We start from the raw sequence: 21809 nt of genomic DNA, 5'->3' as shown, positions 1-21809 counted from the left end.
CGATAGCCGTCATTTCGGCATGAACACATATCAATCGGATATGTCTTGCGGCAGGGTCATATACTCGGTGCATGTCCCGCAAATGGCCGGAGTTTCCGGTGCTCGAGTTACTCGTCGGTGTCGACGACCACGGAAGTCTCAGCGCTGCCGCCAGACTCGCGGGCATGGCGCAGCCGAATGCGAGTCGCGCCATCAAGCAACTCGAGCGCCAGTTCGGCATGACCCTGCTGCAGCGCAGCCCGACGGGTTCGATCCTGACGCCGCAGGGCACGGTGATCGCGCACTGGGCGCGCCGGGTGCTGTCCGATGCGTGCAGGCTGCTCGACGTGGCCGAGGGGCTGCGCGCGGAACGCTCGGCCGAGTTGACGGTGGGCGCCAGCATGACGGTGGCGGAACACCTGATGCCGGGGTGGCTGGGACAGTTTCGCCGGTTGCACTCCGACGTCACGATCCACCTGCAGGTGCACAACTCGACTCAGGTGTTCGAGCGCATCAACAACAGGATCTGCGACGTCGGGTTCGTCGAATCGCCGACGGTGCCGCGCCCGTTGAAGAGTCTCACGGTGGCACGCGACCGGCTGGTCGTCGTCGTTCACCCGACTCATCCGTGGGCGCGGCGGCGAAAAGCTTTGTCCGTCAGCGAATTGGCGCTGACACCACTGCTGGCCCGGGAACCGGGATCGGGCACCCGGACCACCCTCGACGTGGCGTTGCAGGAATACGAACGGGCGGCGCCGCTTCTCGAACTCGGCAGCGCCGCCGCGATTCGCACCAGCGTGCTGGCCGGGGTCGGACCGGCGGTGATGAGTACCCTCGCGGTCGCGGAGCAGGTCGCCGCCGGCGAGCTGAAGGTGATCGACGTCGACGGCCTCGAACTCGACCGGGTTCTGCGGGCCGTGTGGCGGGGCGCGCGCCAGCTCGACGGTCCCGCAGGCGAACTGGTGCGCCTGGTGCGCCGGGTCGGAGCCGAGAACTGAGCGACGCTCAGCCGAGAAGGAACGTCGTCGCACCGGCGGCGATCACCAGCACGATGACGGCGGAACGGAAGACGCCCGGCGGCAGTCGCCTGGCGATCGCCAGTCCGGCGACGTTACCGATCACCGCCGCCGTCACGAAGACCGGGAGGCGCGGCCAGAACATCGACTCCGTGATCTCGTCGTGAAACCACAGGACACCGAGGGCCATGATGTTGGCGACGATGAAATAGCCTGCGAGATCTGCGATGAACGCCATCGGTGGCAGCCGCGCGCGCATCAGCAACAACACCGGGGGCGGTCCGTTGAGGGAAGTCGTGGTGCCCAGGTAACCGCCCACGGAGCCGGTGAGGACGTGCGCGGTGGTGGAGGGGGTCCGCGTGGTGTCCGCCCGGGTCGGGAGTGCCATCGCGATCCCGCACAGCATGACCACGACTCCCGCCGCCGGCTTCAGATATTGTTCCGGCATCAGTCCGAGCGTGACCGCACCCAGCCAGGCGCCGGGCAGACTGCCCCCACCGAGCAGTGCCACCCGTCCCCAGCTGATGTGTTCGCGCAGGTGATACGCCGCGCCGATCCGGGTGATCAGCCCGGCGACGAGATTGACGAATACCACTTCGGGAACGGCGAATCCGATCATCAGCATCACCGGCGTCGCGATCAGTGCCGTGCCGAACCCGGTGGCACCGCCGATGACCGAGGCGATGCCGATACACAGGGCACCCACGAGGAGCATCGTCATCGCGACTCCCTTCTCGATCCGGTGGCACGGTGTCGTGCCGGTCCGCCGCTCAGATGGCGAGGGATTGGACTGCGCTCACCAGCGCCATCAATTCGATGTCGCTGCCGGTGCATCCGCGGGACAGGTCGTTCCACGGCGCGGCCAATCCTTGGAGGATGGGCCCCAAGGCTATTGCACCGCCGAGCCGCTGGGCAATTTTGTACCCGATGTTACCGGCGTCGAGGTTCGGGAACACCAGGACGTTCGCGCGACCGGCGACCCGCGACCCGGGCGCCTTGGACGCGCCGATCTCGGCGACCAGCGCGGCGTCGAACTGCAGGTCCCCGTCCACGTGCAACTGTGGGTCCCGGACGCGCACCCGTTCCGCGGCCTCGCGGACCTTCTCCACCCGCGGATGGCTGGCGCTGCCCTGGGTGCTGAACGACAGCATCGCCGCGATCGGGGTCTGCTCGGTGAGCTGGAAGTGGGTGGCGCTGGCGGCGAGCGCGATGTCGACCAATTCCTCGACCGTCGGGTCGGGGACGACGGCGCAGTCGGAGAACGTCAACTGCCTGCCGTCCGGCAGCAACATCAGGATCGCACTGGACAGGGTGTTCGAACCGGGTGCCAGCCCGACGATGCGCAGCCCCGCCCGCAACACGTCGGACGTCGGCCTGCTCGCACCCGCGACACCGGCATCGACCACCCCGGCGCGCACTGCCGCCGCGGCCAGGCACACCGGATCCGACAGCGCCGCCTCGATCCGGTCGGGATATTTCGCGAATCCCGATTCGACGGCGCCGCGGATCGCGGGATCGGCTGCGGCCTCGTCCAGGTCGACGACGAGTTCCTCGGCCAGCGGAATGCCCGCGGCCTCCGCGGTGCGCCGGATGACGTCCCGCCGCCCGAACAGGCGCGGGGCAACGACACATTTGTGGTGCAGATGGTGCGCCGCGCAGATCGCGCGTCCGTCTTCTCCGTCCGCGAGCGCGACGGTTCGGTTCCGGCCGCTCAGGGTGGCGGTCCAGTGGTCGATCAGCGATGAATCATTCAGACGTGCAACGTCGGTGGGGGGTGCAGTGGTGACGCCCGGGGCCATGGCCTCGCTCTCCCGTCGATACGAAGAGGGGTGGCGGTCGTCGATGACGACGACCGCCACCCGTTGGAACTCGGGGAAGGTGCCCTTCCCTTACGGCTGGATTGCCTTCTCGATGTCGGTGAGCATGCTGTCGATGCCGTGCAGCAGTTCCGAGAGCACCTCGTCGTCGGCGACGAGCGGCGGCGAGATCATCAGCATCGTGGCACCGCGGTCGTCGCCGCGGAGGATAACCTTGGTGCGGGCGAACGCCTCCGGCAGCACCTTGCGCAGCACCGTCAGCGACTCCTGCTCGGTGAACTCGCGGCCGCTGTCGCTGTCCGCCATCAGTTCGATCGCGTAGAAGAAGCCGGTGCCGCGGACGTCCTTCACGCAGCGGTGCGAGCGCATCAGCGAATCGAGTGCCGACTTCAGCTTCGGGCCGCGTGCGCTGACGTTGCCGAGCACGTTCTCGTCGCGCATCGCGGTGATGTTTGCGACCGCGACCGCCGTCGACACCGGGTGCCCGCCCCACGTGGCGCCGTGGGTGAACACGCCACCCTTGGGCGAGTCGTAGAGTTCGCGAACCAGTTGCTCACGCACGATCAGGCCGCCGAGCGGGGCGTATCCCGAGGTGGAGCCCTTCGCGAACGTGATCATGTCCGGAACCACACCGGTGAGTCCGTACCCGAACCAGTGCCCGAGGCGGCCGAACGAGCAGATCACCTCGTCGGAGACCAGCAGAATCCCGTGCTTGTCGCACAGCGCGCGTAACGCGGCCCAGTATCCGTCCGGCGGGACCAGGGCGCCGCGCCCGTTCTGGACCGGCTCGGCGAACACGGCGGCGATGGTCTCGGCGCCCTCTTCCTCGATGACGGCTTCGATCGCGGCAATGCAGTCGAGTTCGTTCGCCGGGCCGCAGTCGCCGAGGTAACCGAGCGTGTTGGGTACCGAGCGGACCCCGGGCAGCAGCGGGCCGAACGGATCCTTGATCTTGGGCAGCTGTGTCACCGAGAGGGCGCCGAGAGTGGTTCCGTGATAGGCCATCTCGCGGCTGATGATCTTGGTTCGCTGCGGGTTGCCCTGGCTGCGGTGGTACTGGCGGGCGAACTTGACCGCCGTCTCCACGGCCTCGGAACCGGAGTTGACGAAGAATGTCGTCCCGAGGTCACCGGGCGCCAGGTCGGCGATCAGCGCGGACGCCTCGATCGCGGGAATGTGGGCACTGCCCCAGTTGGACGCGTACGCCAGCGTCCCGATCTGCTCGCTCGCCGCCTTCGCGATGTCGTCGCGGCCGTGACCGATGTTCACGCAGAACAGACCAGCCAGACCGTCGAGAAAACGGTCTCCCTCGGTGTCGATCAGATAGCTTCCCTCGCCGCGAACGAACACCGGGAAGTCGCTTTCCCAGGTGTCCTTGCGGGTGAAATGAGGTCCGAGGTGCCGGCGGGCCCGTGCTCGCAATTCGGTGACGTCCACGACCATCTCCTTCGTTGTCGAATGGCTGTGATCCACAACATACCGACGAGGCGGACCGCAGGTCAGAACCAGAAGAGCGGTATTCGATGGGTCCAGACTGGTCCCCGTAGACGGTGCTCAACTGGTCCTTCTGGTCCCATGCCAGAGTGATCCAGACTTCGGTATCGCTCGGGGACCACGGCATGTGGTCGGAGCGGAACAGCCCCAGCTAACGGAGGTCTCAGATGAGGATCGGTATCCCCAAGGAAGTCAAGAACCACGAGTACCGGGTGGCGGCCACTCCTGCCGGTGTCCACGAGATGGTCGCCCACGGGCACGACGTGTTCGTGGAACGCGGTGCGGGGGAGGGCTCGTCGATCGGCGACGACGCCTACGGCGCGGCCGGCGCGAAGATCCTCGACAGCGCCGACGCCGTGTGGCAGAGCGCGGAACTCCTGCTGAAAGTCAAGGAGCCCATCGCGGAGGAATACCACCGGATGCGTTCGGACCTCACGCTGTTCACCTACCTGCACCTCGCCGCGGGCGAGGAGTGCACCCGGGCCCTGCTCGCCGCCGGCACGAATTCGGTTGCGTACGAGACGGTTCAGCTTCCCGACGGTTCGCTGCCGCTGCTGTTCCCGATGAGCGAGGTAGCCGGCAGGCTCGCCCCCCTCGTCGGTGCGCAGGCACTCATGCGACCGGAGGGTGGCCGGGGTGTACTGATCGGCGGCGTGTCCGGTGTGTCCCCGGCGCGGGTCGTCGTGATCGGTGCCGGCGTATCGGGCATGAACGCCGTCGCCGTCGCCGCAGGCACCTGGGCCGACGTCGTCCTGTTCGACAAGAACGTCGACAAGCTGCGCGCCGCCGACCGCATGTACCAGGGCCGGATCCGCACCCTCGCCGCCAACGCCTACTCGATCAAGCAGGAGGTCATGCAGGCCGACCTCGTCATCGGTGCCGTGCTCGTCCCGGGCGCCAAGGCCCCGAAGATCATCTCGAACTCGCTGGTCTCACGGATGAAGCCGGGCAGCGTCCTCGTCGACATCGCGATCGACCAGGGTGGTTGCTTCGAGGACTCGCGTCCCACCACCCACGCGGACCCCACGTTCAAGGTCCACGACTCGGTGTTCTACTGCGTGGCGAACATGCCGGGAGCGGTGCCCCACACCTCCACGTACGCGCTCACCAACGTGACCCTGCCGTACACGCTGCAGATCGCGGAGAAGGGCCTGGCCCGCGCGGCCCGGGAGAACGCCGCGCTCCGCGCCGGAGTCAGCACGATCTCCGGGCGACTGACCAACGACGCCGTCGGTGCCGCACTCGGCATCGAGTCGGTCGGCGTCGACGAAGCGCTCAACCTCGTTTGATTTCGCCGCCGGCCCGGCATACTGAGAAGTGCTCGTTCGGGAACTTCTCGGCGTGCCGGGTCGGCCTACACCTGGCCACTCTTGGATCCACAGGAGGCGATGCGTGCCGAGAACACTGATCGAGATCGACCGCAATTCCGCCGAACCGCTCTACCGGCAGGTTCGGCGGGCGATCGAACACGGCATCGCCAACGGACTGTTCGATCCACGCCACCGCCTCCCCAGTTCGCGCGAACTGGCGGTCGATCTCGCGATCTCCCGGAACACGATCAACCTGGCATATCAGGAACTGATCGCCGAGGGACTCGTTCAAAGCCACCAGCGTTCGGGCATGTTCGTCAATCCCGACATGATCGAGACGCTCGCATCCGACGCCCGCGCGACCATCCCGCGCATCGACTGGTCGTCCCGCATCCGGCGGTACCCCGACGCCGACGTTCCGCACATCGAGAAGAACCTCGACTGGCACAGCTACCCGTATCCGTTCCTGGCCGGGCAGATCGACATCCGCAGCTTCCCGGCCCGCGCGTGGGTCCGGTGCCTGCGTGACGCCCTGTACCAGCCGCATGCCTACGCCAGCCTGCAGGACAGCGTCGGCGCGGACGATCCGATGCTGATCGACATGATCCGCCAGCACCTGCTGCCGTCGCGCGGAATCGAGGCCGGTGCGGACGAGGTTCTCGTCACCGTCGGTTCCCAGCAGGGACTGGACCTCGTCGGCCGCGTACTCCTCGGACCCGAACATCGCGTCGCGATCGAGAACCCCGGTTACCTCGACGCGCGACACATCTTCCTGCGCACCGGCGCTCAGGTGTACGGCATCGACGTCGACGCGCACGGCCTGCGACCGCCGGAGACGCTGCGCGGCACGGACCTGATGTATCTGACTCCGAGCCATCACCATCCGACCAACGTGACGCTCGGCATCGACCGCAGGCAGCGTCTGCTGCAGCTCGCCGCGGAATCCGGCACCGTGATCGTCGAGGACGACTACGACAGCGAGTTCCGCTATCACGGCAGCCCCAGCCCGGCGCTCAAGGCGCTCGACTCCAGCGGCGACGCCGTGTACCTCGGCACGTTCTCGAAGTTCCTGGCCCCCGGTCTGCGCCTCGGCTACCTCGTCGGACCCGCAGATCTGGTGCGTGAACTGCGCAAAGCCCGCCGGTACGTGCTGCGGCACCCACCGGGTCATCAGCAGCGGGCCCTGGCGATGCTCATCGACAGCGGCGAGTATCACCGGGCGCTGCGCCATCACCGCACTCAGATGAAACACAAATGGGAACGCCTGTGCGCGGCCGTCGACAAGTACCTCCCCTGGCCGCAGGAGCCGTACCCGCCCGGCGGGGTCAGCCTGTGGATGACCGGTCCGGAGAATCTCGACTGCCGGGTCCTCACGCGGGAGGCCGAGGCCCGCGGCGTCCTCATCGAACGGGGCGACATCTTCTTCACCCAACCGGTACCGCCCCGCAACCACTTTCGCATCGGCTACGGGGCGATCCCCTTGCGCTCCATCGAGGAAGGCATCGCCCTCCTCGGTCAGGCGTGCCAGGCGAGTCTGCGCCGGTAGCGGGAAACCGTGCTACATATGGTGAGGCCTCGGTATGGATCGCCGGCTCGACGAGATCCTCGAATACAGATCCACCCCCGTCGAGTGACACGTGACCTCACCCCCTCATCGTCTGCCCTTTACGCCGCCTGACGACCAGCACCCTTGGACCCACACAGGCCTCTTATGCGGATGCCGCGGCTGCGACGATCTGCTTCGCCGGCGGGCGGCTGTAGAAGTCGTCTGACGAAGATGCCGGCATCTCGATCCCGTAGCGAGCCTGCAACTCGTCGGTCATGGCGATGAGCTTGGCCATGTCATGCTGATTGATGTTGCGATGAGTCGCGAGTAGGTTGTCGTTCTTCAGTGGCGGATCGTAGTTCATGATCTCGTCTCTGAACTCCTGGCCGGCGCCGGTCATCAGCCGCTTGGCATCCCACACTGCCAGCTGGATCAAGCGGTCCCACGTGAGGTACGTCAGACCTGGGAAGTGCACGGCGCCAGCCGCGTACAGTCCTTCGACTTTGCCCGCAATGGTGCCGAGATGGAATTTCGGCGAGTCCTCGTCCCAATCGAGAAGCTCGGGGTCCAACCACGGAATGTCGAAGACATACCCGGTCGCGCAAATGATGAGGTCGACCTCTGCAGAGGTGCCATCGACAAATCGCACGGTCTTCTCGCTGATCGAATCGATGTCCTGATGGGCCTGCATGTGGCCGTGCGCGATTTGGTAGAGCACTTGGTCGTTCATGATGTAGTGCGTTGCGCCGACCTCGTGGTCAGGCTTTTGCAGACCGTACGAGGTTAGGTCGCCGACGCTCTGGAGAGCCAACTGCATGGCCTCGGCTTCGCTGAGTTTGCTGAGCGGAGTGACGGCATCGGGGACTTTCCCGCTGCGGCTCAGTACCTGCAGGATGGGCTGGCCGAAGAGCAGCTTGGGAAAGAAGTGGTATCCGCGACGCACGGAGAGATGCGCCATCTCACCGGCTATTGCCGCATCACACGCGATATCGACTCCACTGTTTCCTGCTCCGATGACCAGAACCCGCTTACCGACGACCTGTTCGATCCGCTTGTACTTGTAGCTGTGGATGACGTCGCCGGTGAAGTTTTCGAGACCGTTGATCTCAGGCAGGTAAGGCGTTCGTTGGAGACCGCAGGCCCACACGACGCCACGGTAGAGGGTCTCGGCTCCATCTGCAGTCTTGACAACCCAGCGCTGGCCCCCATCGGTCTCGATGGGGTGGGCTTCGGTCACTTCTTTCCCCGTGATGACGTACTGCTCGAGATCATTGTCGCGTGCGAACGCACGAATGAAATCGCGTACCTCGTCCCAGGCGGGAAACACCGGGATTCCCTCCGGCATGGGGTATCCGACCATGGCGCTACTGGCGCGGTCAGAGATGAAGTTGCATGTCTGGTACACCGGGCTGTTCGGGTTGTCGATGTTCCAGATTCCGCCGACGGCATCGTGCCGCTCCAGGATGTCGAAGTCCAGCCCGCCGCGTTTGAAGGCGCGGGCGGCGATCAGGCCGTTCGGTCCGGCCCCGACGATTGCGAAGCGGTTTTCTCGGTTCTCCATGGTCATTCCTCGGTAGCTCTGGTTTTGATGTTCGTGGTTGGGTGTGCTGAACTCGCCTGGATCAGCCGAAGTCGTGGTAGTCGACCATGCGTCCATTTCTGAATGTCATGAGTGAAAGCCTGCTCGACGACCCCGTTCAACTGGTCCTGGGAGCGGACGTCCGCCTTCACCGCAATCACCCGTCGGTCCAGTGCTTCGACCTGGCGAACGGTCTCGGCCAGGTCTTTCTCGACCGCCACAGGGTAGTGAACGCTGGTGATCAGTCTGCAATGTCGATGATCACGACATCCGCGCCCTCTCGGGCGAATGCGACGGCGTGGGCGCGGCCTTGCCCTCGCGCACCTCCGGTATCACGACGCCCTTCCCGCTGACATGTGCATGCCATCTCCTTTGCAACCGCACTTGATTCAAACAGTCGGTTGATAGATTACACCAGTCGATGCGATGCGCGCCACACCTCGCGAGGTGTGATCGCAGACGGCGGCTGCTGCGACCGCCGGTCGGTCGATGCCCCTGTCGGCGCGTCGCTGTCAGCCGAACAGTTCCACAACCATGGCCATCCCTTGCCCCCGCCACGCACATCGTCCGAAGTCCGTAACGCCCACCCCGAGAGCGCAATCCACGAATCAGCGTTCCTGTGATGCGGGCACCCGGACATACCGAACGGGTGGCCCAGCGCGATAGCGCCCCCGAACAGATTGACCTTCTCGAGTGGGACACCGAGTTCTCGATAGGTGGGAATCACCATTGCTGCGAACGCTTCGTGGATTCCACGAGATCGATATCCGAGAGATCCAGGCCGGCTCGATGCAAGCCGAGATCGCCGCGATGCTCGGCGTCAGCAGGAAGACGGCCGGGCGACTGGCACGGCATCACGGCATCCCGATTCGTCCGCCGAGCGAGGCCGGCCGTACCGGACAGCTCAGCGAGCCTCATTGACCGCACTCGAGTTATCGCCCGGTCGACGGGCGTTTACACCGAAGTCGGATTTTCAGGGATTCGGTTCCCACGGGTTGACACATCGGACACCGAGCGGGTCGAAGTGCTTGGCGTTGCGCGTCGCCACGGTCATCTCGGCGGCCTGGGCGACAGCGGCGATGAGAGCGTCGTCGAACGGCGCATGCTCGGGCACCCGGTAGGTGGCCAGCACCCGTGCGGCCGACAGATCGAATGGCAACACACGGTCAGCGAAGGCCGGCAGGACCCGCTCGTCGAACCACCGGCGCAGGACCCCTCCCTGCTTCGGGTCGGATCGCTCCTTGGCGCTTACGCCTCGCTCGATCTCGGCAATAGTCATGGCCGTCACGAACTGGTCGGCCACCGGCACCGACGCCGCCCAGACCTCGACCGACCGGTTGCGGCCCCGAACCCGCAGCGCGGACACGACGTAGGTGTCCAGGACATACTTCACAACTCAGCAGTTCGGGCAGCCAAACCGAGGCGCTCGGGCTCGAACTCGATGTCGGCACCCTCATCGGTGCTCAATAGGTCGACGAGCGTGACTGGCTCCCGCTCGAGGGCCTCGCCGAGGATTTCGCGTACCTCCGCCTCGACCGACCGGTGATGCTGCTCAGCACGCGCCCGCAGGGCAGCCTTGGTTCCCGCGGGAAGGTTGCGGATCAGGATCTGTTCCACCGTGACCACCTCCGATATCACACTAATGATTCACCCAGGGTGTCGGAGGACGGCGGCCCAGAGTGGCAATCGCGTGTCACCGATCGTGAGCGCCGCAGACGAGTGAACGAGGTCCCGGCGCGAAGCGGGCTGATATCCGCAGGTCGGGCAGTCGGTTCCAGTTACGTTCGTCGCGCGCGAAGGGCGGGGCCGGATCACCGGGCCCCGTCCTTCTGTTTGCCGCTACCCGGCCGACACCGGTTGGTGCGCGGATTCGCCGTCGATCATCACCCGCGCCGGACGGGGTATGTCGACGGTGCCGTCGCCCAGATCGCCGAGGCCGCCGTCGAGCGCCACCAGGTCTGCGCGACGGCCGGCCGTCAGGGTGCCGACGCGTGTCTCGTCGTGGACCAGGTACGCACTGTCGACGGTCATGGCCCGGATGGCGCGATCCACCCCGATCCGCTGGTCCCCGCCGAGCACCGTGCCGCCCCGCGTCATCCGGGTGACCGCGGTGCGGATGGTCGCCAGCGGGTCCATCGGCGTGATCGGACAGTCCGAATGCAGCCCGAATCGCAGACCCAGTTCGTCGGCGCAGGCCAGCGGATCCATGTCGGCGGCGCGCTGGGCGCCGAGGAACCGGTCGCGGTGGCGGTCGCCCCAGTAGAAGACGTGGTTGACGAAGAAACTCACCCCGAGTTCGGACTCCCGGATCGCGGCCAGGTCGCTCGGCGCGCTCACCTGGCAGTGTTCGATGCGGTGCCGTCCCACCCGGCCGTCGGTGGCCTGCGCCCGCCGCAGCGACGTGATCGCGGCGCCGACGGCCGCGTCGCCGTTGGCGTGCACGGCGACCTGACCACCCGCGCGGTGCACCCGCAGGATCATCTCGTCGAGTTGCTCCTGCGGATAGAGCAGGTCGCCGTGATGAGCGGGGTCGCAGGCGTACGGGGCGCGGAGTGCGGCGGACAGCCCCTGGATCGATCCGTCGGCCCAGAATTTCGCGCCTGCCAGCCGGAAATGCGCTCCGGCCGCGGGTGCGTGCTCGAACGTGACGCGTCGCTCGTCGAGGGCCTGGAGCGCCAGGTCGCCGCGGAGGAACCCGACGACGTGCACCGGTAACTCACCCGATGCGTCCAATGAGCGGTAGGCGGCCAGTTCCTGCTCGCCCGCCGAGAGGCCCACGCCGAGGTCGTGGATCGTGGTGATTCCCCGCGCACGAGCCGACAGCAGGCTGCGGAGCAACGCACCGTTCACCTCCTGCTCGGTCAGCGCGGGGACCGCCGCGGTCAGCCTCGACACCGCATCGATTTCCCACGCCATGCCGGTCAGCCGGCCGTCGTCCCCGCGGGGGAAGAGCGGGTCGTCCGCCGCCACCGTCGACTCGTCGATGCCCGCCGCCGCGAGTGCGGCGGTGTTGGCGACGGCGAAGTGCCCGCAGATGTGCAGCACGATGACCGGCCGTTCCGTGCTGACCGCGTCGAGGTCCGTCCGGGTCGGGTGCCGTCCCTCGGCGATCTGGGTGTCGTCGTAACCCCAACCGCGGATCCAGCCACTGCCGCCGGCCGAGGCACGCAGCGCCTGCTGAATGTCGGCGATCGACCGGCACGGTGGCGTCCGGCAGTCCGCCCAGCCGTCGGTGAGACCGGCGTAGGTGGGGTGGATGTGCGACTCGATGAGTCCCGGGATCACCGTGGCGCCGGGCAGGTCGAGCCGGCTGGCGCCGATCCCGGCGCAGTCGGCCATGTCCTTCCTGGTGCCGGTCGCGAGCACGCGGTCGCCGGCTATGACCAGTGCTTCCACGGTCGGCGACGACGGGTCCTGGGTGTGGATCGCGTCGGCGGTGAGCAGTGTTCGGGACATTCAGGCACCTACTTGGCTGGGAGCGGCCGTGGATTCCACGGCGACGGCGGGCGTGCGACCTTCGGTGCGAAGGCCACGGACGGGGTCGGTGGCCGGCCAGAACAGCCGGGTCGTCACCACGAACAGGATGTTGAGGACCAGGGCGGCCGCGCCGATGTTCACACCGTGCTCGGTGAGCCACACGGACGCGGGGCCGTGCTTGTCGAGATACAGCCACAGCACCACGGCGTCGCCGAGCACCACGCCCATGGCGAGGGCTGAGGGGCGCAGTTTCCAGCCGAACACCATCGTCGCGAACACCACGGCGGCCTGCGTGACGCCGTAATACGCGGTGTTCACCAGGGTCAGCAGGAGCTGAGGCGTCGCGAGGGTGAGCAGGAGCGAGATCGCGAGATATGCCACGACGACTCCGCGTACCCAGATCCGCTGGCGGGATTCGGGGATCCCGGGAATGATGTTGCGCGACACGATCGCACCGATGCCGAGGGCCGCCCCGCACAGCACCACGATCGCGCAGAGTGCCGCGCCTCCGGCAACGACACCGGTCAGCCAGTCGGGCAGCACCTGCCTCGACAGCCGCAGAAGCACCTGGTCGGATTCGGTTCCCTCGAGCTTGGTCGGCAGCAGCGTGATCGCACCGAACGCGGCGGCGACCAGGAACGGGTACATCAGCATGTACAGCGGGTTGAACTTGGCGACCCGCTTGATCGTCGCCTCGGATTTCGCCGCGAGCACGGCCTGCACGACGATCGGGAAGATGAAGAACCCGAGCGACTGGAACACGATCGTCGTCAGGACGAACGTCAGGGACGACCCGGTGACCGTGGAGTGCGAGGCCGTGCCGCCACTGGATTCCGCCGCGGCGAACAGCTTCTCGGTCCCACCGGTCTGGACGATTGCCGCCAGCCCGATCAGGACGGCGCCGAGCAACAGGGCCGTGTCCTTCACGTAGGACACGAAAGCCGGCGCGCGCACCCCGGACAGCATGAGGAACAGCAGCGTGAGTGCCGCACCCGCGAAGACCGCGACGGTGGGGTCGATGGAGATCCCCAAACCGGTCAGCGCGATCTGCAGACCGGCGAGCTGAAGCTGGCCCCACGGGATGAGGAAGACGACCGCCGCAATGGCGATCGTCAATTCCAGACCCCGCGAACGGAAGTGGCGTCCGGCGACGTCGGGCAACGTCATGGCGCCGTATCGCTTGCCCGCCCGCCACAGGTACGGCGCGAAGAAGTACCCGATCGGGTAAGCCAGCAGGATGTAGCCGATGAACCAGACGCCGTAGCTCGCGCCATGCGCGTACACGCCGCCGGGGAACCCGATCAGGGTGCCGATGCTGTACGCCTCACCGGCCCCCAGGATGAAGACCAGCAGCGGACCGAACGACCGGCCACCCACCAGGTAGTCGGAGATCTCCTTCTTGCTGCCGCGCCGCGACAGCACACCCGCCCCGAGAGCGAGGATCAGCACGAGCGTGAAGAACGCCGCGGTCATGACCGTTCTCCCGTCGCCGTGCTCGCAGCGGCGGCTTCGGCACGCTCGGCAGCTTCGAAATCTTTGCGGTCGAACAGCTTCCAGGCGAGATGGAGGCACAGCGAGGTGAGCGGCATCCACAGGAACAACCACGCGAACAGGATCGGCACTCCGAAGACCGCGGCCGTGGAACCGGACAGGACCACGATGCCGCCCAGAACCCCGGCGAACGGGACACCTATCGCGAGTAAGGCGCTTTTTGCCTCGTTGGACATGATTGTTGGGCTCCTATTCTGACTGCGTCGACCGGCGTCGCGGGTTGGTCCGGTGCCGGTCGACGTGCACTCTGGCACTAGTGTGGTCCGAGTCACTCCCCGCGGGCCATGGGTGAATCCCGGAAAACGCCGAAGCGGTTCGTGAATTTCACGGGAGTGTGGAATGCGAGGGGAATGTGCCCGAGTCCGCGGGTGAAGACACGATCCAGCGGTTGTGCCGGCAGGTGTCGGAGGAGATCGAGTCGGTAACCGACCGTGCGGTGCGTCAGATCCGCGCCGAGTTGCAGTCGTACGCTGCCGTTCCGATCGACGAACAGCACGAATACATCGCCCGGCAGCTCGCGGCGACACTGCGCGCCCTCGCGGAGAGCGAACCCCTCGCCGACGACGTCCTCGAGCGTTCACGTCAGCTCGGCCGTCGCCGGGCCATGCAGGGATTACCACTGTCCGACGTCATCGAGACGTACCACATCGCGTCCCGCGAACTGTGGAACACGATGGTCGCCAGAGCCGCCGAACCGACCACCGACCTGTTGCGTGCCGGCGGCATGATGTGGGACCTCGTCCACACCGCCACCAGCGCGGTCGCCGTCGGGCACACCGACGCGACCCGCAGCGAACAGGCCATCCGCGCGGGCGTGCGGTACCGGTTCTTCGAGGCCCTCGCGAAGTCCGCCGACGGCGACGACCGTGACGTGCGCGAGCTGGCGGAGGCGCTCGGGTTCACACCGCAACACGGGTTCCGAGCGGTGTGCATCGCCGCGGTGGAATGGTCGGAAGCGCAGCTCGAGCGGCTGCAACGCACCCTGGACACGATCCCGGGGACGACCCAATGCAGCGGGCACGGCACCGTCATCGTCGCCCTGAGCCAGCACGCACCGGTCGACGACATCGTCCGCGAGGTCCGGCTCGGTCACCCGGGCACCACCGTCGGAGTCGGACTGGACCGCCCCGGCCTGGCCGGAGCGGCGATGAGCATCACCGACGCGCGGCGGGTCCTGCAACTGGCCTCACCCACCGGCGCCGTGGTCCGATTCGCCGACGAATGGGTCGCCGCCACCCTCGCCGACCATCGCGCCGAACTCACCACGCTGCTGGAACCGGGTGCCACCGTCGCCGCCGACCACCCGCACCTCGTCGAGGCGGTGTCGGCCTTCGCCCGCAACGGGTTCTCCATCAGCGCGGCAGGCCGAGACATCCACCTCCACGCGAACTCGATCACCTACCGGCTCGACCGCTGGCAACAACTGACCGGCTGGGACCCCCGGACCCTCGACGGCCTGCAGCGGTCGGTGTTGAGTCTCGGACTGTTCCACCGCGATTCGGGCGACACGGCCCCCGAAGTCAACGGGGAGTAGCGAACTACCGCAACGCCACCTGCACGAGGACGGCGGCGCCGAGGAAGCCGAGCAACCACAGCACCCGCTGGCGGACCTGGTGGGCGGTGGTGCGGTCGAACATCCATTTCCCTGCGGCGGCGCCGAGCATGCAGAGTGGTGTGAACAGGGCGATCTGCGCGAGGACGGGCAGTGTGAGGAGTCCGCCTGCGGCCGAGCCCGCTGCGCCGAAGGCGTCGATGACGAGGAAGAACACGACGAGTGAGGCGCGTCCGGCGGCCACGTGGGTGGACGCGGAGAAGTACATGAGGACGGCGGGCGGGCCGCCGAGGGCGAAGCCGCCGTTGAGGAGTCCGGACGCCATTCCCGTCGCGGCGGTGACGCCTGGGCCCGGCAGCGACTGCCGGTCGGGGACGGCGGCCATGGCGACGGCGGATCCGATGATGGCGACACCGAGCAGTACGCGCACCAGGTCGCCGGACAGTTGCGTGAGCGCCCACATGCCGAGCGGCATTCCGATCAGGGTGCCTGCGAACAACCAGCGCAACGACTTCCAGTGCACCTGCCGCCACACCTGGGGCAGCATCGCGGCGCTGGCGACGACCTCGAGGACGAACACGGTGGGAATCACGGAGGTGGGCGGGAGCAGGACGACGAGTCCGGCGACCCACACCATCGCGCCACCGAAACCCCCGAAGCCGCGGACGACGCCACCGGCCACCACGATGCCGAGGGCGACGAGGAGCGCGGGCAGCGACAGATCCCACACCGTTGCCGCCATACCCTGTTGCTCCGCTTCCGTTCGTCGTCGTCTCCGTCAGAAGTGTGGGGGTCGCGGCGGCGAAGCGACAGATCCAGACGGCGTCGAATCGTCGGTACCAGGAACGCACGGGACGTGGCCTCCGGCGTGATCGCCGGAGGCCACATGCTGGCGGGGACGGATTACACGTAGTCGCCGTAGTGGAACTACACGTAGTCCTTGTACTTGTCGAGCAGGCGCACGGGCTTGGCGAGGGCGTCGCGGCGGAAGGGGTCGCCGAGTTCGCGGGTGCACATGATCTCGATGACCGTGGTCTTGCCCTCGTTCATCTGCGCGGCGACCGCGCGCTGCAACGCGGGACCGACCTCTTCGAGTTTGTCGACGACGATGCCCTCGGCACCCATCGCCTGCGCGATTCCGGCAAAGGATTCGCTCTCGAGTTCACCGGCGACGAAGCGGCGGTTGTAGAAGTCGACCTGGTTCTTCTTCTCCGCGCCCCATTGCCGGTTGTGGAACACCACGGCCGTGACGGGGATGTCGTGCCGGACGGCCGTCATGACCTCGCCGAGGCTCATGCCCCAGGCGCCGTCACCGGCGTAGGCGATGGCGGGCCGTTCCGGTGCCGCGGCCTTCGCGCCGATGACGGTCGGCAGTGCGTAACCGCAGTTGCCGAAGCTCATCGGGGCGAGGAAGCTGCGCGGCTTCTCGAAGCGGAGGTAGCTGTTGGCGACGGAGTTGATGTTGCCGATGTCGGTGGAGACCATCACGTCCTCCGGCATCGCCTTCTCCAGCTCACGCAGCACCTGACGCGGGTGCAGCCAGTTGCCTTCCTCGCCTTCCTGTTCGGCGATCATGTCGAGGCTGAACGGGTCGCGCTCGTGCGTCCACTCGTCGAGTTCCTTCTCCCACGCCGCCTTCTCGGCGTCGATCTTCCCGGCGCGCTCCTCGCGGTTGGCATCACACGCGAGGGCCTTGCCCTCGAGCCGCTCGGTGAGCGCGACGGCCGCGGCCTTCGCGTCGCCGCAGATGCCGACGGAGACCTTCTTGACCAGGCCGAGCATCTTGTGGTCGGCGTCGATCTGGATGATCTTGGCGTTCTTCGGCCAGTAGTCCATGCCGTGCTGCGGGAGGGTGCCGAAGGGGCCGAGACGGGTACCGAGGGCGAGCACCACGTCGGCCTGGCTGATCAGCTTCATCGCGGCCTTCGAGCCCTGGTAGCCGAGCGGTCCGGTCCACAGCGGGTGGCTGGCAGGGAACGAGTCGTTGTGCAGGTAGCTGTTGACGACGGGGGCGCCGAGTCGCTCGGCGAGTGCCTTGCACTCGTCGACGCCGTCGGCCATCACGACGCCGCCGCCGGAGACGATGACCGGGAACTTGGCCTGCGCCAGCAGTTCCGCCGCCTCGTTCAGGCTCTTCTCCCCGCCGGGGCCACGATCGAGGCGGGTGGGCTGCGGGATCTCCGTCTCGATTTCGCCGTAGAAGAAGTCGCGGGGAATGTTGAGCTGCGTCGGACCCATCTCGGACATCGCGCGGTCGAAGCAGCGGCCGGTGAACTCGGCCATGCGCTTGGGATTGTTGACGTGGCCCTGGTACTTCGTGAACTCCTGGAACATCGGCAACTGGTTGGCTTCCTGGAAGCCGCCCAGGCCCGTTCCCATGGTGCCGGCCTCGGGGGTGACGATGACGACGGGGCTGTGCGCCCAGAATGCGGCGGCGATCGCCGTGACGCAGTTGCTGATGCCCGGGCCGTTCTGCCCGATGACCATGCCGTGACGTCCGCTGACCCGGGCGTATCCGTCGGCCATGTGTCCGGCGCCCTGCTCGTGCACGACGGGGACGAGCCGGATGCCTGCGGGAGCGAAGATGTCCATCGCGTCCATGAAGGCCGATCCCATAATGCCGAACATGTCGGTCACGCCGTTCGCGACCATCGTTTCGACGAACGCCTCCGACGGTGTCATCTTCTGTACGCCGGAAACAGCGGTGCGATCGGCACCGTTCTTCTTCTTGGTCATGTGTGATCCTCCTTCAGGGGCGCGCCGGAACCGGCCGAGAATGTCAAAAATCGGAACGTTTCGTTCGTGATTTTGTGATCTGCAGTGACAGTAGGCCACGTCACACGCTTCGTCAATGAATGTTCCTAAAAACGGAACCGGATGTATGATTTTTCGATACACGATGCGAATGCGTCGCCGTTCTGCCTAGGAGGAACCGTGGGTGAGATTCACCGGATCGACGAGTCGAACGGACACCCGACGACGGAGCTACCCGGAGACACACCGACGCTCCGTCTGTTCGCGCTGCTCGAGATGATCGCGTCCAAGGACCAGCTCTTCACGTTGCAGGGACTCGTCGAGGAGACGGGCATGGCCAAGCCGACCCTGCACCGCATGCTGCAGCAACTCGAGGGCGCCGGACTCCTCACCCGGCAGAACAACGGCAGGCACTACGGCACCGGTGTGCGCCTGCGGCGCTTCGCCGAGAACCTGCTGCTCAACGACACCCACCACGGCGCGCGGCACGCCATCCTCCGCAACCTCGTCGCGGAACTCGGCGAGAGCTGCAACGTGACCACCCTGTCGGGTAGTGAGGTGGTGTACCTCGACCGTGTGGAAACCTCCGAGCCCCTTCGGTTTACACTCCATGCGGGGTCGCGGGTGCCCGCGCACTGCTCGGCGAGCGGCAAGATGATCCTGTCGCAGCTCAGCCCCGCCCAGCGCCGGCGACTCCTCGGGCGCATGCCGCTCGAGCGGTACACCAACAAGACGGTCACCGACATCGAACTCATCGAGACCGAACTCAAACAGGTCCGCCGCGACGGTTTCGCCATCGACGACGAGGAGTTCCTGCCCGGTCTCGTGTGCGCGGCGGTGCTCATTCCCTGTGCCACAGGTAATTCCAATCTCTGCATCGCAGTCCAGGCCCCGGTCATGCGACTCACCCCCGACAAGGCGCTCAAGCTGCTTCCCGCGTTGCGGCGGGCGGCCGACGCCATCGGTGAGATCGAGAACGAGGTCCTGGACGACGGAACGGCAGAAATGAACTGAAGGAGGGCGCATGCCCGAAATGACCACTGCGGCACCCAGCCACGTGCTCTCGGCGCGTGAGCTGTTCGGACTCGACACCGACCTGACGGTGCGTGCCTTCCGCGAACCGGTCGACCACGTCCCCGACGTCGACCCCGCGTACCGGTTCGATCACGCGGTGACCACCGCCCTGCTCGCCGGGTTCGACCGCAACCGCCGGGTGATGGTGCAGGGACTGCACGGCACCGGTAAGTCCACGCACATCGAGCAGGTCGCGGCGCGGCTCAACTGGCCGTGTGTGCGAGTCAACCTCGACGGCCACCTCAGCCGGCTGGACCTGATCGGCAGGGACGCGGTCGTGCTGCGAGACGGCAAGCAGGTCACCGAATTCCAGGAAGGCATCCTGCCGTGGGCGCTGCAGCGCCCCGTCGCCCTCATCCTCGACGAGTACGACGCCGGCCGCCCCGACGTCATGTTCGTCATCCAGCGCCTCCTCGAGCGCGACGGCAAACTCACCCTGCTCGACCAGAACCGGGTGCTGACTCCGCATCCGGCGTTCCGGTTGTTCGCCACCGCCAACACGGTCGGCCTGGGCAACCTGAACGGGATGTATCACGGTGCGCAGCGGCTCAATCACGCGCAGATCGACCGCTGGAACATCGTCGCGACGCTCGATCATCTCCCCGCGGAACAGGAGATCGAGATCGTGTCCGCGCGGGTGCCGTCCGTGGGACGGTCGCTGATCGCGTCGATGGTGGCCGTGGCGAACTTGACCCGCAACGGTTTCCGGCTCGGTGACCTGTCGACGCTGATGTCGCCGCGCACGGTGATCACCTGGGCCGAGAACATCGAGATCTTCCACGACCCGGCACTGGCGTTCCGGTTGTCGTTCGTCAACAAGTGCGACGAGGCCGAGCGGCCGGTCGTCGCCGAGTACTTCCAGCGATGCTTCGACGAGGAACCCGAGTGGTCGGCGATGCTCGCGGCGAGCACGGCCTGAGCGGGCGGTCATGGCAGAACTGCCCGTGTGCCCCGAGTCGGTCCGTCGTCGGCAGGAGGTTCGTGAACTCTGCGCCACCAGCATCCGTGCCCTCGCCGGTGAGGGTGAGTTGCATTTTCGCGGAACGGAACTCCATCGCGGACATCGGCGGGTGCCGATGCCCGCCCCGCACCTGCATCCGTCGTTCGGCCGCGCCGACGTCGCCTCCTTCCGCGGCGCGGGCGACGGCATGGCGCTGCGACTGCTGCACACCGATCCCGCCCTGCACCGCAGCCTGTGCCCGGAGGACACGCCGGGTCGGCTGATCTTCGAGACCCTCGAACAGTTCCGCGTCGAATCGCTGGCCGCCGGCGAGTGGGACGGGGTGCGCGCGAATCTGGCCCACCGATTCTCGCGGTGGTCGCAGGAGTTCGTGGCGTCCGGGCTGACGGAGACCGTGCACGGCATGCTGCTGTTCACGGTGATACAGATGTGCCGGGCGCGGATCACCGCCGAGCCGATACCGGAGACCACGCAGGACCTGATCGAATCGACCCGGTTCGGCCTGGCCTCCGTTCTCGGTGACCAGCTTCCGCTGCTGCGCCGAACCCGGCGCTCGCAATCGGATTTCGCGGTGCATGCACTGGCGATCGCCGACGTGATCGGCCGTCGACTGGAGCAGGCCGCGGACGGGGACGAGCCGGGCGGCGCAACGCGCGACGACCGGGCCGCGACCTTCTCCCTGCTCTTCGACTTCGAGCCGGACGAGAGCGACTCGTTCGCGACGGCCGTCTCGGGGCACAGCCGCGTGCTGGGTGACCGCGGCGACGGGTACCGCGTGTACACCCGCGCCTACGACGAGACCCGGCAGATCACGTCCCTCGTCCGGCCCGAACTGCTCCGCGACTTCCGACTGCGCCTCGACCGCGGCATCGAGAACAATCGTCTCAACGTCCGAAAGCTCGGACGGCAGCTGAAGACCCTGCTGTCCGAGCCCGCCCGCGACGGCTGGGAGGGCGGCCGGGACGAGGGCTACATCGACGGTCGCCGGCTCGCGCAGCTCGTCACCTCGCCCACCGAACGCAGACTCTTCCGCGCCGAACGCACCGAACCGCGGAACGACACCACGGTGACGTTCCTCATCGATTGCTCCGGTTCGATGAAGAAGTTCAGCGAACCGGTCGCCGTCCTGGTCGACGTGTTCGCGCGGGCGCTGGAACTGGCCGACGCCCGGTGCGAGGTCCTCGGCTTCACCACCACCGCGTGGAACGGCGGCCGGGCCCGGAAAGACTGGCTCCGGTCCGGTCGTCCGGACGATCCGGGACGTCTCAACGAGGTCCGGCAGCTGGTGTTCAAGGACGCCGAGACCACCTGGCGCCGCGCGCGTCCCGCCATCGCGGGACTGCTGAAGGACGACCTGTTCAAGGAGGGCGTCGACGGTGAGGCCGTCGACTGGGCGTGCTCACGGATGCGCGACCGCGGCCCGGGCAGGAGGCTGCTGTTCGTGATCTCGGACGGCAGCCCACTGGACGGCGCCACCGCGCTGGCCAACGACGAGTTCTATCTGGACCACCACCTCCAGGTCGTGGTCGAACGGCACGAGGACGAACGCGCGGTCGAGGTGTACGGCCTGGGCGTCGGGCTGGATCTGAGCCCGTACTACGACCGTTGCCGGACGCTCGATCTGACGCACGGAACCAACAGCGACGTCATCGCCGACGTGCTGTCGATGATCGCCCACTGACAGGCGCGCCTGTGAGTG

18 protein-coding genes and 2 pseudogenes are annotated in these 21809 nt (G+C 67.0%); 7 read left to right on the top strand and 13 right to left on the bottom strand.

The window, feature by feature from the left end:
- The first annotated feature begins 71 nt into the window (after positions 1-71).
- On the top strand, positions 72-977 hold the full coding sequence (locus CA951_RS21060; RefSeq protein WP_087558660.1) for a LysR family transcriptional regulator: 906 nt from the start codon (positions 72-74) through the stop codon (positions 975-977).
- A gap of 7 nt (positions 978-984) precedes the next feature.
- Here CA951_RS21060 and CA951_RS21055 read toward each other — a convergent pair whose 3' ends face one another.
- The 3 genes from CA951_RS21055 to CA951_RS21045 form a co-directional block, all read right to left on the bottom strand.
- The gene (locus CA951_RS21055; protein ID WP_087558659.1) at positions 985-1716 is read right to left on the bottom strand and encodes a sulfite exporter TauE/SafE family protein; all 732 of its coding nucleotides are present in this window, start codon (positions 1714-1716) and stop codon (positions 985-987) included.
- 49 nt (positions 1717-1765) lie between these two features.
- Complete coding sequence (locus tag CA951_RS21050) at positions 1766-2794, bottom strand: phosphotransacetylase (protein ID WP_087558756.1); 1029 nt, start codon at positions 2792-2794, stop codon at positions 1766-1768.
- A 90-nt stretch (positions 2795-2884) separates the two neighbouring features.
- Positions 2885-4255 (bottom strand): aspartate aminotransferase family protein, encoded by a 1371-nt coding sequence (locus CA951_RS21045; RefSeq protein WP_087558658.1) that lies wholly within the window; start codon positions 4253-4255, stop codon positions 2885-2887.
- Positions 4256-4473: 218 nt separating this feature from the next.
- Between CA951_RS21045 and ald the strand changes: the two genes are divergently transcribed.
- Positions 4474-5595 (top strand): alanine dehydrogenase, encoded by a 1122-nt coding sequence (gene ald, locus CA951_RS21035; protein ID WP_087558657.1) that lies wholly within the window; start codon positions 4474-4476, stop codon positions 5593-5595.
- 103 nt (positions 5596-5698) lie between these two features.
- Positions 5699-7162 (top strand): PLP-dependent aminotransferase family protein, encoded by a 1464-nt coding sequence (locus tag CA951_RS21030; protein WP_087558656.1) that lies wholly within the window; start codon positions 5699-5701, stop codon positions 7160-7162.
- Between the two features lie 163 nt (positions 7163-7325).
- On the opposite strand, the gene CA951_RS21025 is transcribed toward CA951_RS21030, so the two are convergent.
- From CA951_RS21025 to CA951_RS20995, 8 genes and pseudogenes are all read right to left on the bottom strand, one after another.
- Entirely contained in the window at positions 7326-8723 is a 1398-nt protein-coding gene (locus tag CA951_RS21025; protein ID WP_179220259.1) for an NAD(P)/FAD-dependent oxidoreductase, read from the bottom strand.
- 122 nt (positions 8724-8845) lie between these two features.
- A pseudogene (locus CA951_RS44385) lies at positions 8846-9108 on the bottom strand (hypothetical protein); the annotation flags it as partial.
- Positions 9109-9253: 145 nt separating this feature from the next.
- Positions 9254-9536 (bottom strand): annotated as a pseudogene (locus tag CA951_RS44380) (acetyl-CoA C-acyltransferase); the annotation flags it as partial.
- A gap of 178 nt (positions 9537-9714) precedes the next feature.
- Complete coding sequence (locus tag CA951_RS21015) at positions 9715-10134, bottom strand: PIN domain-containing protein (protein WP_087558654.1); 420 nt, start codon at positions 10132-10134, stop codon at positions 9715-9717.
- The gene (locus CA951_RS21010) at positions 10131-10358 is read right to left on the bottom strand and encodes an Arc family DNA-binding protein (RefSeq protein ID WP_087558754.1); all 228 of its coding nucleotides are present in this window, start codon (positions 10356-10358) and stop codon (positions 10131-10133) included. The genes CA951_RS21015 and CA951_RS21010 overlap by 4 nt, the downstream gene beginning before the upstream one ends.
- Before the next feature lie 222 nt (positions 10359-10580).
- Positions 10581-12197, bottom strand: coding sequence for an amidohydrolase (locus CA951_RS21005; protein WP_087558653.1), 1617 nt, complete (start codon positions 12195-12197; stop codon positions 10581-10583).
- Entirely contained in the window at positions 12198-13691 is a 1494-nt protein-coding gene (locus CA951_RS21000) for a sodium:solute symporter (protein ID WP_087558652.1), read from the bottom strand.
- Positions 13688-13945 carry a DUF3311 domain-containing protein gene (locus tag CA951_RS20995; RefSeq protein ID WP_087558651.1) on the bottom strand — a complete coding sequence of 86 codons (258 nt, stop codon included), beginning with the start codon at positions 13943-13945 and terminating at the stop codon, positions 13688-13690. Before CA951_RS20995 ends, CA951_RS21000 begins: the two co-directional genes overlap by 4 nt.
- 176 nt (positions 13946-14121) lie before the next feature.
- Here CA951_RS20995 and CA951_RS20990 point away from each other — a divergent pair, with 176 nt between their 5' ends.
- Positions 14122-15303 carry a CdaR family transcriptional regulator gene (locus tag CA951_RS20990; RefSeq protein ID WP_087558650.1) on the top strand — a complete coding sequence of 394 codons (1182 nt, stop codon included), beginning with the start codon at positions 14122-14124 and terminating at the stop codon, positions 15301-15303.
- Between the two features lie 4 nt (positions 15304-15307).
- Here CA951_RS20990 and CA951_RS20985 read toward each other — a convergent pair whose 3' ends face one another.
- Together CA951_RS20985 and xsc are read right to left on the bottom strand one after the other, a co-directional pair.
- A complete protein-coding gene (locus CA951_RS20985) occupies positions 15308-16063 on the bottom strand; it encodes a sulfite exporter TauE/SafE family protein (protein WP_087558649.1) in 756 nt (251 codons plus the stop codon).
- A gap of 185 nt (positions 16064-16248) precedes the next feature.
- Entirely contained in the window at positions 16249-18057 is a 1809-nt protein-coding gene (xsc, locus tag CA951_RS20980; protein WP_087558648.1) for a sulfoacetaldehyde acetyltransferase, read from the bottom strand.
- A gap of 198 nt (positions 18058-18255) precedes the next feature.
- Here xsc and CA951_RS20975 point away from each other — a divergent pair, with 198 nt between their 5' ends.
- Genes CA951_RS20975 through CA951_RS20965 form a run of 3 tightly spaced genes read left to right on the top strand, consistent with a single transcriptional unit; the run spans position 18256 to position 21791 of the window.
- A complete protein-coding gene (locus CA951_RS20975) occupies positions 18256-19089 on the top strand; it encodes an IclR family transcriptional regulator (protein WP_087558647.1) in 834 nt (277 codons plus the stop codon).
- Positions 19090-19099: 10 nt separating this feature from the next.
- Positions 19100-20068 (top strand): AAA family ATPase, encoded by a 969-nt coding sequence (locus CA951_RS20970; protein WP_087558646.1) that lies wholly within the window; start codon positions 19100-19102, stop codon positions 20066-20068.
- A 10-nt stretch (positions 20069-20078) separates the two neighbouring features.
- Entirely contained in the window at positions 20079-21791 is a 1713-nt protein-coding gene (locus tag CA951_RS20965) for a cobalt chelatase (RefSeq protein ID WP_087558645.1), read from the top strand.
- The last annotated feature ends 18 nt before the right edge of the window (positions 21792-21809 follow it).

The sequence above is a fragment of the Rhodococcus sp. NCIMB 12038 genome (genome assembly GCF_002165735.1).
Taxonomy (GTDB): domain Bacteria; phylum Actinomycetota; class Actinomycetes; order Mycobacteriales; family Mycobacteriaceae; genus Rhodococcus_F.
This window is presented reverse-complemented; position numbering and strand designations above follow the sequence as displayed.